The organism is Thermosporothrix sp. COM3 (genome assembly GCF_059696735.1).
This window is the reverse complement of record NZ_AP019376.1, coordinates 1,975,172-1,990,000: the sequence shown is the minus strand read 5'-3', so window position 1 is coordinate 1,990,000 and position 14,829 is coordinate 1,975,172. Positions and strand designations below refer to the sequence as shown.

7 protein-coding genes are annotated in these 14,829 nt (G+C 56.2%); 2 read left to right on the top strand and 5 right to left on the bottom strand.

The annotated features are described in order from the left end of the window. Positions 1-214: 214 nt before the first annotated feature. Together KTH_RS08705 and KTH_RS08700 are read right to left on the bottom strand one after the other, a co-directional pair. The gene (locus KTH_RS08705; RefSeq protein ID WP_497617884.1) at positions 215-3,355 is read right to left on the bottom strand and encodes a winged helix-turn-helix domain-containing protein; all 3,141 of its coding nucleotides are present in this window, start codon (positions 3,353-3,355) and stop codon (positions 215-217) included. A gap of 244 nt (positions 3,356-3,599) precedes the next feature. Continuing rightward, entirely contained in the window at positions 3,600-4,508 is a 909-nt protein-coding gene (locus tag KTH_RS08700; protein WP_497617882.1) for a hypothetical protein, read from the bottom strand. Between the two features lie 269 nt (positions 4,509-4,777). Between KTH_RS08700 and fxsT the strand changes: the two genes are divergently transcribed. Beyond that, the gene (gene fxsT / locus KTH_RS08695; RefSeq protein ID WP_497617880.1) at positions 4,778-7,525 is read left to right on the top strand and encodes an FxSxx-COOH system tetratricopeptide repeat protein; all 2,748 of its coding nucleotides are present in this window, start codon (positions 4,778-4,780) and stop codon (positions 7,523-7,525) included. A gap of 577 nt (positions 7,526-8,102) precedes the next feature. Further along, positions 8,103-9,191 (top strand): sulfite oxidase, encoded by a 1,089-nt coding sequence (locus KTH_RS08690; protein WP_497617878.1) that lies wholly within the window; start codon positions 8,103-8,105, stop codon positions 9,189-9,191. 369 nt (positions 9,192-9,560) lie between these two features. Here KTH_RS08690 and KTH_RS08685 read toward each other — a convergent pair whose 3' ends face one another. From KTH_RS08685 to KTH_RS08675, 3 genes are all read right to left on the bottom strand, one after another. After that, positions 9,561-12,710, bottom strand: a complete 3,150-nt coding sequence (locus tag KTH_RS08685; RefSeq protein WP_497617876.1) for a lantibiotic dehydratase — start codon at positions 12,708-12,710, stop codon at positions 9,561-9,563. 24 nt (positions 12,711-12,734) lie between these two features. Continuing rightward, entirely contained in the window at positions 12,735-14,072 is a 1,338-nt protein-coding gene (locus KTH_RS08680) for a lanthionine synthetase C family protein (protein ID WP_497617874.1), read from the bottom strand. A gap of 292 nt (positions 14,073-14,364) precedes the next feature. Next, positions 14,365-14,556 carry a hypothetical protein gene (locus KTH_RS08675; protein ID WP_111323810.1) on the bottom strand — a complete coding sequence of 64 codons (192 nt, stop codon included), beginning with the start codon at positions 14,554-14,556 and terminating at the stop codon, positions 14,365-14,367. Positions 14,557-14,829 lie beyond the last annotated feature (273 nt).

Genomic DNA, 14,829 nt, shown 5'->3' with positions numbered 1-14,829 from the left:
TCAATCCTTTGCTTTCTGTATAGAGAAACATTCATCCACCATCACCTGATGCTGCACCAGAACAGCAGTCGCACCCCTGAGCTTCTGAGTGCATCCAGGTCTGGATGTCTGTAATATAAAGCACACTTCGGGAGAGCTCATCCTTCTCCGGGGTGATCGAGCGGGTGATTCTGAGAAGCGATGTGCAGCGTAGCAATAGCAAGCGTACAACGAACTAGAGAAGGTTCAAGCGATGTGCGGCCTGACTGGCTTCCCACCGATTCTTCACGTTGAGTTTGCGGTAAATGCTCTGCACCTGCGTCTTCACGGTATTGACCGAGACCACCAGCGTCGCCGCAATCTCTGCGTTGGTAGAGCCTCCGGCAAGCAGACCAAGCACACGCTGTTCGGCTTCTGTCAGAGGCCCCCACAGCAACGCCATAGGAGAGCCCGAAGCCGCCTGTTGCTCGCCATTCCGGTTCGCAAAAGCCAGCAGCAAGCCCCGCGCATAGCTCATAAGCGGCTCTTCACGCAACTCGAGAAACAGCACTCGCAGCACAGCAGCCAGCACCTCCCCTTTCTCCAGGAAGAGATGTTGAAAACCCTCCGGTTGAGCAAGGATCAGAGCAGCTTTCAGCGTCTGCTTCGCGTGGTCGAGGCGTGCACTGGCAGCATAGGCCAACGTCAGCAACATCAGCACTTCCAGCTCGCTGCGAATACGTCGCCAGGCGTGCGCGTCTTCTCGCCAGGCTTCAAGCAGATGAAGCGCCTCGGAGCTCTGTCCCCGGGCGATCAGGATACGAGCGCGAAGCAGGTCATGCTGTTCCCGTTGCATCAGCGTGGCCTCGTCATCGGTATCCTGTGAGAGCGCCTGCCAATCCTCAAGGAAGGTCAGGTTGCCCGAGGCGAGAGAAAGCCTCACCTGTTGTTCCAGCACCATGCGGCAATAGGGGGTAAGTTGGCGCTCCTGCGCACTGGCGAGCAGTCTTTGCAACATCTCCTGTGCCCGCGAGAGCTCACCTCGCGCCTGCGCCAAACACGCCAGCAGAAGTTCACCGTGGAAAAGAAACCCGGTTTCCACAAAGTATGGTCCCAGCGCATCAACCTGAGCCCTCCCCAACTCAAGCGCCTGCATGGCATACCGTTCCGCCTCCGCCAATCGGTTCCACTCGTAGAAAACCTTCGCCACCCCGAGTAGCGCCTGTATCCGATCAACCGGGTTCTCCTGCGCTGAAGCAAGCACCTGCTGATAGTACTGCTCGGCTTGCCGTATCCTGCCTTGCAGCCAGGCCATTTCACCAAGCAAGGTAACGCCCTGAAAGCTATACCCCGGGAAATGGAAGACACCAAGAAGCTGCAACCCCTGCAAAAGCAAGCGCCGCGCCTCCTCTGGCCTCCCCGCCTCCATCTCGCCCTTGACGACGATCAGAACACTGGCTCCTCGCCAGCGCATGGGCGGCTCCGGCGGGAAAGAGAGCGCTTTTCGGGCAAGATCAAGCGCCAGGGGAAGGTTTCCCTGCCAGCGAGCAACCTCAGCATGACAGGAGAGCGCTTCACCCAGTTTTCCCCACTCTCCCCGCTCTTCGTAGATACGCTCGGCCCGCGTCAGTGGCTCCTCGATCTGGGCCATCACAGCCGAAGACCTGCGATCGAGCGTCATGAGCAGTGCAGCGGCATAGTGAACGCACAATCCCGGGTGAGCCTCAAAGACAGGCTCAGGCAGCGCCTTCTGCCAGCGCAACAGCGTCTCACGATCCAGCAGCATAGAACAGGCATCGTCTGCGAGCATTCGTTCCATCAACAGCGCCGCCCGTTCCCATGCCCTGGCAGCCAGCGCCGTTTCGACCGCTTCGCCGGGCATGTTCTCTCGTTCATACCACACGCTGGCCCTCCACAGGTATCGGCGGATCTCTTCCTCGCTCAGAAGCTGACGAGCTCGCGTCTGAAGCGCCTCGGCAAAGAAAGAGCAGTAGCGATACCACGGCGGCTCACCACCCAACGCCTGCAAGAAGGAGCCTGAGCGTTCCATCTCCCGGAGAATCTGTTCACTGTCCCGACATTCGGTGACGGCATCGCACAAGGGGCCCGTCATGCGACCAAGCAGGCTGGTACAGAGCAAGAAGGTCTGGCGCTCCTCTGGCAGCGATGAGAGCACCTCAAGCGTGAGATAGTCCAGCAGATAGCGATGACCGCCACTGAACCCGGCAAGCACCTGCTCGATCTCCCGAACCTCGTGTTTTCCTTGCAAGGCCAGTGCCAGCAGCCGAAAACCTGCCGGCCAGCCCTCAAGCCGCCTGTCCAGCATCTCCAGTTGCTCACGTGCGAGGGACACCGGAACGGCCTGCTCCATGAAAGCTGTTCGCTCCTCCGCCGAAAAGCGCAGCTCAGACGAATGCAGCTCCTGTAGCTCACCTCGGGCTCGCCAGCGGGCAAGGGGGAGTTCAGGTTCAGCCCTGCTCAACAGCATCACCCGCATGGTGGGCGGCAGGCCATCAATAAGATATGCCAGCGTCTCATGAACCTGTGGGGAGGTAATAAGATGATAATCGTCAATAATAAGTAGCAGGTGCTCCCGCTGCGCCGCGACATCGTTCAGGAACGTGGTGAGGAGCTTTTTCAGGAAGGACTCGGAGAAAAACGCCTGCTCGGTAAGGAGTTGCTGACGCGCAGCATGGCCCGGCCTGCCCGCTATATATTCACAGGAGGTGAGCATAGAACGCCAGAAGTGGATCAGGTCGTCATCCTCCGGGCCAGGAGAGAGCCACGCAACCCGCGTCTCCTGCCTCTGGGCCTCAATCCACTGGCGAGCCAGCGCCGTTTTTCCAAAACCAGCAGGCGCAACCAGCAGTATGACTTTGCTGTCCTGCCGCAGCAGCTCCATCAGGCGGGGCCGGGCAAGAAGCGAGGGCGATAAACGCGGGAAGCAGAACTTCGATAGCAACAGCGCCGGTGGTTGCTCGCTTCTTTCAGAAGGGAGATTTGGGGAACATGCCTGACTCAAAAGCGCCGCCACCTCCTCTAAACGCGCCGCCGTCAGCTCACTACTTCGCCCGAGGTACTGCTTGCGCATGCGTTTTCCCTGCCTGCGATAGGCATACCAGTAGCCTTCCCCACGAGGACGCGCCTCTTTCAGCAGGCTCAGTTGTCCCTGCTGCCCTCGAAAGGAAAACGATGTATGGGTGTTCAGCCAGGAAAACCAGGGCGCACCATCCACGCGCAGGACAGCATGCTCCTCCTGATCAAATACATAGTAGCCCTCCTGCTCTTCAGACCAGCGCACAAGATAGCTTGCTCTCTTCGGCATAGCGAGTTCCCTTTCCAGCGATGATCCCCACGTGATCCCCAACAACCAATCAGGAGCCATTATATCGTTCATTGGAAGCAAATGCAATTTTCATATCCTCTTTCGGATCGCTCTTGCTGGAAATGGGGCTACAAGGAGGGACTTGGAGTTTCACTATCCTCTTTCGGATCGCTTCCGCTGGAATGCTGTCGATTCGCACGCTGCTTCTAGAGCCTTCTCGATCCGTCTGTTGATAAAAGTCAAAACCGGAAGCGGGAGGAAGATACCGCCCGCTTCCAGCACACAGAACCGTGATAGGTAAGGAGGAAACTTACGCTCACGATTGGGATGTCTGGAGTTCCCAGATCTTCTGGCCCGAGTCACCACACGCACCACCCGACGGAGAGCGGGCGTAAATGGCGATGGTCCATTCTTCCACTTTCAGACACGAGCCATGATAGTAGGCCGATCCCGAAGCCCAGGTAGGCTGGCCATACCTGTCATAGGTAACGAGATTGCCATCTCCCTGCATCTGTAAGGTGCTTTCCCTATGATCACTCTTATTGTTCTCCCAGATCAGCGCTTTTCCATGATACAGAGACAGGTTCCCGTTCTGTTCCATAGCCAGCGTCGTTCCGCCTGTCGGCGTGCTGAGACATTGACCCGGGGCAAGGCCATGAACATCACCCAGTTCACCGGTAAGCAGAATATCTTCGCACGGTACAAACTCGTGCAGAAGCTCGTCAGGGTTCTCTGTGTAGCTCTTTGTGCGCCAGATCAGGTCAACAGCGGAGCAACCACCACCATCTACAGTCGTACTTCCCTTGCTAATTGCCATCGTTCCATTCGCACCGAGCAACAGACATGAGCCCGGATAGCCGTCAGTATGAGAGGCCCAGACCGGAACGCCCTCACTATAGATAACCAGATTGCCATCTCCCTGCATAACTGCGTAACCATCTCTCGTTATAACAGGGGCATACCATACCTGGGTTTCCGAAGCATACAGGGCTAACATGCCATCTTCCATTTTCAGTATCGTATTCTGATAGACCACGCAATCGTGCTCGTGTAAAGTATAACCAGGGATCAGTATAAGCGCTCGATCACACTCATTCTTCCCGGGAGCTTCCGACGCGTGAGCGGTCCCGGCGTCAAAGCTCAGGGTGAGCAGCCCACATGCCAGCATAGCACAGAGCAGAACGTTCCAACTCCGCACGATCATGGTTTGCACAGAACAACGCATCTGTGTTCCCCTCCTTCTATAAAGAAGATTGTCATACTCCTACACCTTGTTGAAAGTGCTTCCCATCTGCCCGCTTACCACTTTGTAAGCACAAACAAAGCCTTTCTCCTGAAACAAGATGTTGCACTGAATATACTCATTTCGTTCACCTTCCTATGATAAAATAGAAGATGCACCGTTTCGCAGTGCATTTTCTTGCAATCTCTATTTCAGCCCCATTTCTTTTGCTCGTTCGACAAAGCAGCGATTCAGGAAAAGGAAAAAGATCTATGGAGAGAGAGGCCCCCTTTGGCGAGCTCCTGAAAGAGCTACGAAAGCGCCATCGTATCGGACAGAAAGAACTGGCCGCCAGTCTCGGTGTACACCGCAACACTATTGGAGCATGGGAACGCGGCGACCGGCTCCCCGACACCCGCGGCATGGTGCTGGAGATGGCGAAACAGCTCCATCTGAACGAAGAAGAGACCCAGGCTTTACTGCAGGCCAGCTTAACCAGTGTTGCCTTGCGCTGGTACCTTCCCTATTCGCGCAACCCGTTTTTTGTCGGGCGCGAGCAACAGCTTGAATGTCTCTATACGGCCCTCGTTCAGAAGGCTCCTCAGGCGCGACGTCCCTATGCATTAAGCGGAATGGGAGGAATGGGAAAAACGCAACTGGCGATCGAGTTCGCATACCGCTATACACAGCAGTTCAGCGCCGTGCTCTGGATTGGAGCCGAGACGCAGGAAAGCATCATCTCTCACCTGACCGCGATTGCTTCGGTCTTGAATCTCCCACAACAGCGCGATCAGAATCAGCACACGTTGATCGCTTCAGTGCTGCAATGGTTCCAGACCCATCGTGACTGGCTGCTGATTTTCGACAATGTGGAAGACCTGGAATTCGTTCAGCCCTATATGCCAACCCTCTCACACGGCGCCCTGCTGCTGACCACCCGCCTGCAAGCAACGGGAGAACTGGCCCAACCCCTCGAAGTGGAGCCAATGACGCCCGATGAAGGGGCACATTTCTTGCTACAACGCGCCCGCATCTCCGGCCCATTCTCCCCAGAAACGATGCAGGCAGCCAATGCTATTGTTGCCTCATCAGGCGGCCTCCCTCTGGCACTTGATCAGGCCGGAGCCTATATTGAAGAGACCAATTGTTCTCTCCCCGAATATCAGCGGCTCTTTCACTCCCACACGCTTTCCCTGTTAAGCGAGCGAGCTATCTACGCCTCACATCCGCACTCCATCGTGAAAACCCTGATGCTCTCCTTCTCGCAACTACAACAACGCGAACCGTCCGCACTTCTCATTCTTTCGGCCTGTGCTTTTCTGGCCCCGGAAGCCATTCCAGAGGCCATTTTTACCGGGGCCCCTGCTTCGGTGCTTGGCGAAACACTCGCACCGATCGCCACCGACGCCTTTCACTGGAATAAAGGGCTCCGCGCGCTACAGCACTTCTCTCTGGTCAAGCGGAACGGGCAGCAGCGGCTTCTCTCTCTCCACCGATTGGTACAGCTCATTTTCAAGGAGGGCATAAGCCACGCGGATCAGCGTCATTGGGTGATGCAACTGCTCCGCCTGCTTCATCACGCCTTCCCACAGGTCGAGACCAAACCCGAGTTCAGAGAACAGTGGAGATGGTGTGATCTCCTGCTGCCGCACGCCCAGGAATGTATCAAACAAAGCCAGCACTGGGGGCTGGCCGGGAGCGACGTCACCGCCTTTTACGAGAGAATAGCAGCCTACCTCTTTTATCGTGCTCGCTACACAGAGGCCGAACCGCTGATGCTGGAAACCCTCGAACTCTATAAAGCATCCTCCAATGAAGAGGCTCAGGCCGCGTTACTGGCGCGATTGGGCAGGCTCTATCATCATCTGGAGCAACGCGACAGGTCCGAAACCTGTTATCTCCAGGCAATAGAGATGCAAGAGCGCTTATCTGGCAGCGATTCTGTGACCGTGGCCGATACCCTCGAATTACTTGCGCTTCTCTACACCAACGCGGGAAGATTTGCAGAGGCAGAACAGCACTTACGTCGCGCTCTCTATATAAAAGAAGCGCTCTACGGGCCAGATCATCCCTCGCAAGCACGAGCGCTGCACTATCTTGCAGCTCAGCTTAACGAACAGGGTCGCTATCAAGAAGCAGAGACGCTCATGCTGCGTGCACTCCACCTCTACGAATTAGAAGGCGGAGTTGACAGCCTTCAAGTAGCCTCATTGGTCCACTCACTGGCGATTGCCTGTGCAGAGCAAGGGAAATACAGCCAGATGGAGCCTCTGCTTCAGCGAGCCTTGCACTTGCAAGAAGCAGTGCTTGGCCCGAATCACCCAACGATCGGAAGAACACTCGGTGATCTCGCCACGCTCTATTGTGTGCAGAACATGCTTGCCGATGCCCTTCCGCTGTTTCGCCGCGCTATCCGCATTTTCGAGCAAACACATGGACCAGATTACCCGGAAATTGCCTATTTCCTGACCAACCTTGCCACAGCCTATAAAGAGCTCGGGAACTATGCTGAAGCGGAACCGCTCTTCCATCGGGCAATTGTGCTTCGAGAACAAGCATTGGGACCGAATCATCCACAGGTCGCCTTCCCGCTACAAAATCTGGCTGAGGTCTACATCCTTCAGGAAAGATATAACGAAGCGGAGCCGCTTCTACAGCGGGTGCTCTCCCTCCGAGAGGCGGTAGGGACGAATCATCCACAGGTCGCCTTCCCGCTTGATAGCCTGGCAGAACTGTACATAAAGCAGGGTTCTATCGAGAGGGCCAAACCGCTGGTAGAGCGGGCCTTGCGCATTCGCGAGCAACTCGGGCCAGAGCATCCAGACCTCGCGACCACGCTGCTGCTTCAGGCCGAGATCTCTGCTGAGGAGGAAGCCAAAGAGGAGGCGCGTCAATTGCTCAAACGAGCGCTCCACATTCGCGAACAGATTTTTGGCCCCGACCATCCACTGACACAGCAAGCTCGCTCTCGGTCTCAGGCTCTGCTTGATAACAGCAAGCTCAACAGAAGCGATAGTTAGAACCTCTGCGTCGGCTCACAGGGCGAGGCCAGAAAACAGGCGACTTTCGGGTCGTCCTTGAGGCCTTGCCTGTCACACGTGAAAACGCTTTTTATTCTATTGCAGAAAACATCGTCAGTATCACTCCCACATTTTCCTTGAATAAGAGCATGTCGCACAGCAAATGAATAGTATGATATGTATTCTCCAGGCGAAAAGTCCCCCCCGCTACCGAGCAGATACATGTGTTTCTCCACTCGAAGCACCCGAGCAGTAAGGGAGGTATAGATACTTTAAATATAGCCTTTCAGGATATAGAATTAAATTCAGCATTTTAAACCTGATCGCATCTGAGCAAGCGATATGGGTTTTAGATTCCTTTGCAAAGCAAGGAGCAAGGGCGAAGCTACGAGCAGATTTCCCTTGATTTCCTGCCCCAAAATGTGCGTAAATGCCATTCTCAGGGAAAGACAGCAAGAAAAAGAGCTGTATCCAATGTGCTTGATGATAGAGCATCATATGCAGAAAAGGGAAGAGTTGATGTACACCATCGAAATGTACTCATATAGATCCTTTCGAGGAGCAGGAGAAGCATATCATGACAGCACACACTCACAAATCGCCCTTGATCGTCCATCGAGCACACCCACTCAACGCCGAGCCACCCGGCAACCTCTTGCAACAATCCTTCCTCACGCCACAGCAGCATTTCTTTGTCCGCACGCATGGGTCCATTCCGGAGATAGACCCGAGCCGCTATCGGCTTCTGCTCACCGGGCTGGTTCAGCAACCACGAGCCTTCTCGCTAAACGAGCTTCGGTCGCTGGCTCCTGCTCGCACGGTGCCGGTCACCCTTGAGTGTGCCGGGAATCGGCGAACGGATTTGATGGCGGTGAAACCTCTTGGCGGGGAAGTTCCCTGGGGAGCAGGAGCCATCTCCACAGCGAACTGGCGCGGCATCCCTTTACGGGAAGTGCTACGAGCGGTCGGGGTGCAGGCAAATGCTCGCTATGTCGCTTTTACCGGTCTCGATGAGACGCCTTTCGCAGGGGAAACGGTCCACTTTGGAAGCTCCATTACGTTAGGGAAGGCCCTCTCTCAAGATGTGCTTCTGGCCTATGAGATGAATGACGAGCCGCTCACCCCGGAACACGGCTTTCCCTTACGCCTGATCGTCCCCGGCTATATCGGAGCCCGAAGCGTCAAGTGGCTCGGCGAGATCACACTTCAACACCATCCATCAACCAACCCATATCAGACCTGTGATTATAAGCTCTTCCCTCCGAATGTCACCGCGCAAACCGCCGATTGGAGCCGTGGGAAGACGCTAGAAAGCCTGGTTCTCAACGCTGTCATCACCACACCACAGGCAGGCGAAACGGTCGCGGCGGGGCGCGTTCAGGTTCGAGGGTATGCTATCAGCGGCGAAGAAGCGCCTGTGGAGCGGGTCGAGCTCTCCGCTGATGATGGGCAGACCTGGAAGACAGCGACCATTGTCGAGCGTGCAGGCCCTTATGTATGGTGTTTCTGGGAGCTATCGCTTTCTCTACCCCCTGGAGACCGTCAACTCATCGTTCGGGCGTGGGACACCTCGAAGCATACCCAACCCGAAGATGTACGCAACCTGTGGAACTTCAAGGGCTACATGAATAACGCCTGGCACCGGGTGACGATTCATCTTGTCTGAAAGGCAGGCAATCACGAGCATTACAAGGTTTGCTTGCCGTGATGCGCCATACCGGGGAACAGATGCAATTAAAAAGGGCAAAACGAAAACCAGGGCGCTTGATCCCCTGTGCAAGCTCAGGGCTCGGCCATAGCGCCTGTTGGAGTATTTATCCAGAGGCGAAACGAGCCCCAGAGGCTTGCAGTGTCTGCGCTAAACATGAGCAGGGGGTATGCGGCGCCGATACCGCGTCCCACACCGCTGGAAAAGCCCGACCTTTACAACAGCCTCCAGAGCGCTTTCTTCAAACCGAGCAGGCCTGAAGCCAGATAAAGAAGGAGATCGCGCCCTCAGGAAGAGAGCGTCAGGCACCCCTGAGCAGGCAGGTTATCAATGTGACGAATCAGCGACAGGAGCGCGGGCCAGCCCCTCATGTGTGCGCAACAGCAACTGTAAGGTCAGGCTCTCTGCATCTTTATCGGTACCAAGCAGACGATTACAATGCAGATGGACATAGCTTCCATACAGGCTGGCAAGTGGAAGGGTCAACTCCTGCCGCTCCTCGGCAGCGGCCAGCTCTCGGGCAATCGGTGCAAGTTCGGCTTCTCTTGCATCCAGGATCGCAGCGACATGCTCACCGTGCTCGATATGGGCAAGCCCCTGTGCATTGCCAATCAACTCGCGCAACTGCCGCGCCCGCAGGCGATAGCCTGGCCCCGCCTCAGGGCGCCTTGTAACCCCCATACGATACCACTGTCGCCGCTGCTCGGGCGTCAGCCCTAACTGAGCAAGCAACCTATCAACGCTGAGGACAGCAAGGTCAATTCGATCCAGCGGAATGCGTCGCGTCTGTTGCAGATGAAGCAAAGCAGCGACCGCCCGGCTATCAGCGCCAAAGAGCTGCTCAGCAAGCAGGATACCGGACTCACCACCGTAGCGCTCAATCTCCCGTTCATAGACATCAAACGTGAATCGGGGGCAGGGACCATCGGTCATCAGTTGCGTCGCCCATGCGCTCACGCGCGGAAGCAACCGCTGCAAGAGCGTCTCTTTCTCTCCGTGGAACCGCAGCCGCACGTGAGGATCAGGATCAAGATAGCGCAGAAAAAACCAATCCGTCGCGAGGCGTTCTTGCAGCGCTTCCTGAGCGAAAGGGCGAATCATCTGTGCAATAAGGCTCTCTTGAAGCGAGGGCGCACAGTAGAGCTTGAGAAACAGCCAGTCGCTTCCCGGCGGGCACAGGCGCGGGATTGCCGTGTGCGCCTTGAAAGCTGGCAACATGGGCGGCCTCATCGGCTCACTTCGCTGGCGACCGAGCGACACAACAAACTCGGAGAGGTAATGTCCCTCCGGCCCCTCAATCCAGGCATCAGCCGGCCCCGGCAAGCCCTCCTGCAATATCAGGCGATCAGGCACTTTCCGTAGAAGCTGTAATCGCAGCTCTTCGACATGCTCACGCCGCTCCAGATCGAGCAAGAGGCGTTGATCCATCTCGCCCGTATACACATAGCGAGGAACATGCCATTGCTCCCGCCAACGCCCAAGCGATTGCCAGAACTGTTCCGGCGTTTCCAATTGCAACGCTTTCAGGTGGAAGCTCGCGGAAATCTCCCACTGCGCCAGCCGCAACACACTGCGTCCTGACTGAACCCGTGGAAGATATGGGAACGCCTCCGCCTGCCCCCAGTAGAAGCGGCTCAACATCGGCGTTTGCTCGCGACTGATATCGCACAGGAACCGAACAAGAGGCGGCGCGAAGATCGGGTTCAACATGTGCCCGATACTCAGCAATATCTCGCAATTGCGGGCGGTCCAGCGTACATAGAATCGATTATCACGCACACCAACAACCAGCTCATCCAGCGGAATAACATGCTTCTGATCCGTGCCCGCGCTCGTGCCATAACAGATCTCATATCTCCCGAGCGGCGCATACGTCAGCACATTCGCAAGTCGGTTCTCTTTGGGCAGATAGACCAGTTCAGCACGAATACACCCCGGCGCGTCCGCCTCTTCCGTTCGCGCAATCTGGCGCAACGCTGCAACCGCCTCATCTCCTAGCAGATCAGCAAAGCGACCAAGCGCGCGCCCCGCCTGCAAGACACCGACATTCGGCCCGATTACCAGATGATAGCGTCCCGCATCGATTGCCTCTGCAGAAGGCGCGACAACCGAGACATACACATCAAGCGAGTGAGGCACACGCTCTTCCGAAAGCGTGGTCGTGCTCAGGCGCTCTACTAAAGGCTCATCGAGCAGAACCACCTGCTGCCGCTTCTCAAACGCCTGCAGAGCCAGCTCAAACAGGGCTCGATCGCGTCCGGGGAAGCGTTCGGGCTCCTCGTTCGGAAGTTCCCGTTCCTTTGTATAGGGAGCGGGCAGGCCCAGGCCAACGTGCGGGTCAAGCAGCTCTAACAGGGGAACCTCGCGCCACGGCCCATATCGTTCAAGGAATGCATTGAGATAGGTTTTCAGATACGGGATACCCTCTGGAAGTGGCGTCAGGCGCAGCATTGTCTCCACCGTTGCCGCAACCTCTTCACCAATTGCCCTCGTCAGCCGCGCCTCTGCCAGCGGCAACGCCATATCTACCTGCAATAGATTCTTCTCGCTCTGCTCGGTAGGCTGCCCGCTGATTGCATCAAGCACACGCTCCACCTCATGGGCCTGCTCAAGCAATTGGCGATATTCCCCGATATCAAGCGACGAATATTCTCCTTGCTGCAAGGCGACAAGATATGCCTCAAACGCATGCAGAAACGGTGCTAACGGCGGAATCTCTCGCAAGCGCTCAAGCAGATACAAAGCGGGATGTCTGCCAGTCAACGGAGGGCGGAGATCTGTTTGCAGAAAGGTATGCTGTACCAGTGCTGCAAGCAGTCCTTCAACCTGCTGAACAGTCGCTCCCGGCGTTGTGGCGAGCAGTTGCTTGACCAGCTCTGGATACGCCATCGGAGTTCGCGTCAGGGAGAGGGCTCGGAGCGCCACACCTGTCGCACGCACTGAAACCAACTTTTCCGGTTTTGCCTTACCGGAAGGCAATGCCTCCACCAGAAAAATACGACCTCGCCGCACATGCACGGCAGTATTCGCCTGCAAACGCAGATATGGCCGAATCGCCTTGATCGTTTCAAGCCGCCAGATAAGCCGCATCAGCCATTCCATATCAGGTCGTACACGCACGATTGGCTCACCAGCCGCCCGAGAAAGTGCCGTCCTATCGGCCCATTGCGCCAGCGCGGCCCCCGCAAACAGACCATACGGTGTGGGGCGCGTTGTCATTCGTATCAAATAGCGCTGTAATTTCCTCTCTCGCTGCGTCCGGCTCTTTGTATCCGTTGCATTCCGCTCTATTTCATCCAGCAGATCAAGGCTTCCCACAGCCAGCGCCCGCTGCACGCGGGGATCCAGCGCATGTACGCTTGTTTCTTCCAGATAGGCTTCGACAGGGAGAAATGGCATCCGTACCATTATGCCATCAAGCGGCTTGTAAAGGGCTCTTCGCTCCTTTCGCGAAGCAGGGACTTCAGAATTTCGCACGCTAGAGGCTCCTTTTTCTGGTGATCAGGAGAGCAAAAACAGCCGATCCCAGACCGGACGCTGTTCCGTCGATGCAGCCAGCAGCACAAGCAAAACACCAGCCGCTCCATCAAGCACCGAAGGCTGATCAACAAAGAGGCCAACCATCTCCTCATTGCGGTACCCGAGCAAGGAATCTGGCTCATAGAGAGCAAGCAACTGCTCGGTGAGCGCGTTTGCAGCCTCAAGGAAGCCAGGCCTCTCGGTGGCATTCGCGAAGTGCAGCGTGATATGGAGCAATCCAGCGACCCCGTGGCAGAAGGTCGCGGCAAAAATGCGACGATCCTCAATCGGCCTGCGATAGACCGCTAGCATCGCATCGAAAGCCGTTTCCTGATAGAGCGGCGTATCAAGAGCCTCGCCCGTCAACCAGAGCGCCCGGGCCACTCCTGGCGTCCCATAGCACCATGCGGAACGACAACGCGCCAGATCCTCGGGAAGCTCTCCAGCCTGGTTGACTGGCACTGCAAGCGGCCATGTCCACCCATATTCCGCCTGTATCCGATGCGCAACCAGCCAATCAGCAACGCGGTGCATCGCTTCCTCGCTTCCCGGCACCGTCACCCCCTGAAGCTTCGCCAGCGCAAGCAAAGCCAGCGGGCCGGGTACACCATGCGCCAGCCCACAGTTATAAGCGCCTGCGGGACACAGCTCACTCCAAAACTCTTCCTGACTATATTCGGGCGCGATATACCACGCCGGGAAGCCGGGAGGATCTTCACGCAGGAAAAAGACAAGGCTCTCAAGGACCGCTCGCAATGTCATGTCACGCTCGTCCGTCTGTGGCAAGGTCAATAGTGCTGCTCCCACACCTGCCAGCCCGGAAACGATATCATAGGAGGAGACGGGAAAGCCCTGTGTCTGACTATACATGCGCTCCGCAAGCTCACGCGCCATCGGGAACAGCCGCTGCTCAAGAGTCTTTAGCAAGCGCTGATACCGGGTTCCTCCCCGACTCAACAGGCAGGTCGCATAGACCACACCACTCAACCCGGCAAAGAGTCCCGCGTGAAGCGAGGGCAAAGCAGTCGCCCTTTGAACCGCTTTCGTCAGGAAGTCATGCCCGAGACGATCCCATCCTTGCTCAGGCCAGCATGCGTCCAGTTGCGCACAGACAAGCGCCAATCCAGCATCTCCCGTCGCAACCGTTTCAGGCTTCCAAGCCATGAGATGGGGAGCGTGCGATTGGTGCACAACCCGTCTGAATGCCTCTTCAAGAAGTTCTCGTTGGCGCAAGCGAGAAGCGAGATCAAGGGCCACCGTTCGCGCCTTCTCCGCCAGAGAAGAGGAAATAAGAACCTTCCAGGAGAACGCCGCTACCATACAGGCCCCTCGCCACAAGAAACCGGGAGATGGATGCGCAAGTGAACGACGCGTTCAGTCCACGTGGCACCGCATCGCATCCGTTGCTTCAGCATCATCACTCTGACCTCTCCATAGATGTACCTTCCCACACCCGCCAAGAAGCATGCTCCGCCCGGAGAAAGGGGGAAACGTGAGAGAACTGCCCTCTGGCCTCCCCGGTAAACAGCCATCCATGCCGCTACCGGGGAGCGTCCCCTTGCTCCCTCAGAGGTGCAAGGAGATACTGCATATAGCTGCTATCAGCAGATCATTAACAGATAAAACAGCGCTTATGGAGTGTCGAACAGGTCGAAGAACAGGTTGAATAACCAGAGCATGTATAGGCAGGATGATCAGGAGAGCCTGCCGAAGCGAACATCTCAATGACTTCGTGCACTGTTTCCTGCTGCTCATCGAACTGAATATCGAGGTCAAATTCTTCCGTGTTATTGATGTTGTCCATAACCACTCCTTTGGCATTTCAAAACGACAGTGCAATTGCTCAAAGCATCACCGCTCAATGCTGAAACATCTTTTGTGCTGCTTCAGATCCCCATCTTATCTACAGTCGTGGCGATGCTCCGGCATATACATCAAAAATCGAACGAGGCTTCCATCACAATGTCTGTGTCAGTCGCACCTCCTTGCGCACTGGATCTGCTGATAACAAGGGATAGCATCAGCACAAGCAATATTCACTCTTTTTCTACAATAAGAGAAGTGCATCCAGGAAAAG

Bases quoted from the DNA above. Each gene is read 5' to 3' on its own strand.
- KTH_RS08705 (WP_497617884.1), bottom strand. From the start codon at position 3,355: ATGAACGATATAATGGCTCCTGATTGGTTGTTGGGGATCACGTGGGGA.
- KTH_RS08700 (WP_497617882.1), bottom strand. From the start codon at position 4,508: ATGCGTTGTTCTGTGCAAACCATGATCGTGCGGAGTTGGAACGTTCTG.
- fxsT (WP_497617880.1), top strand. From the start codon at position 4,778: ATGGAGAGAGAGGCCCCCTTTGGCGAGCTCCTGAAAGAGCTACGAAAG.
- KTH_RS08690 (WP_497617878.1), top strand. From the start codon at position 8,103: ATGACAGCACACACTCACAAATCGCCCTTGATCGTCCATCGAGCACAC.
- KTH_RS08680 (WP_497617874.1), bottom strand. From the start codon at position 14,072: ATGGTAGCGGCGTTCTCCTGGAAGGTTCTTATTTCCTCTTCTCTGGCG.
- KTH_RS08675 (WP_111323810.1), bottom strand. From the start codon at position 14,556: ATGGACAACATCAATAACACGGAAGAATTTGACCTCGATATTCAGTTC.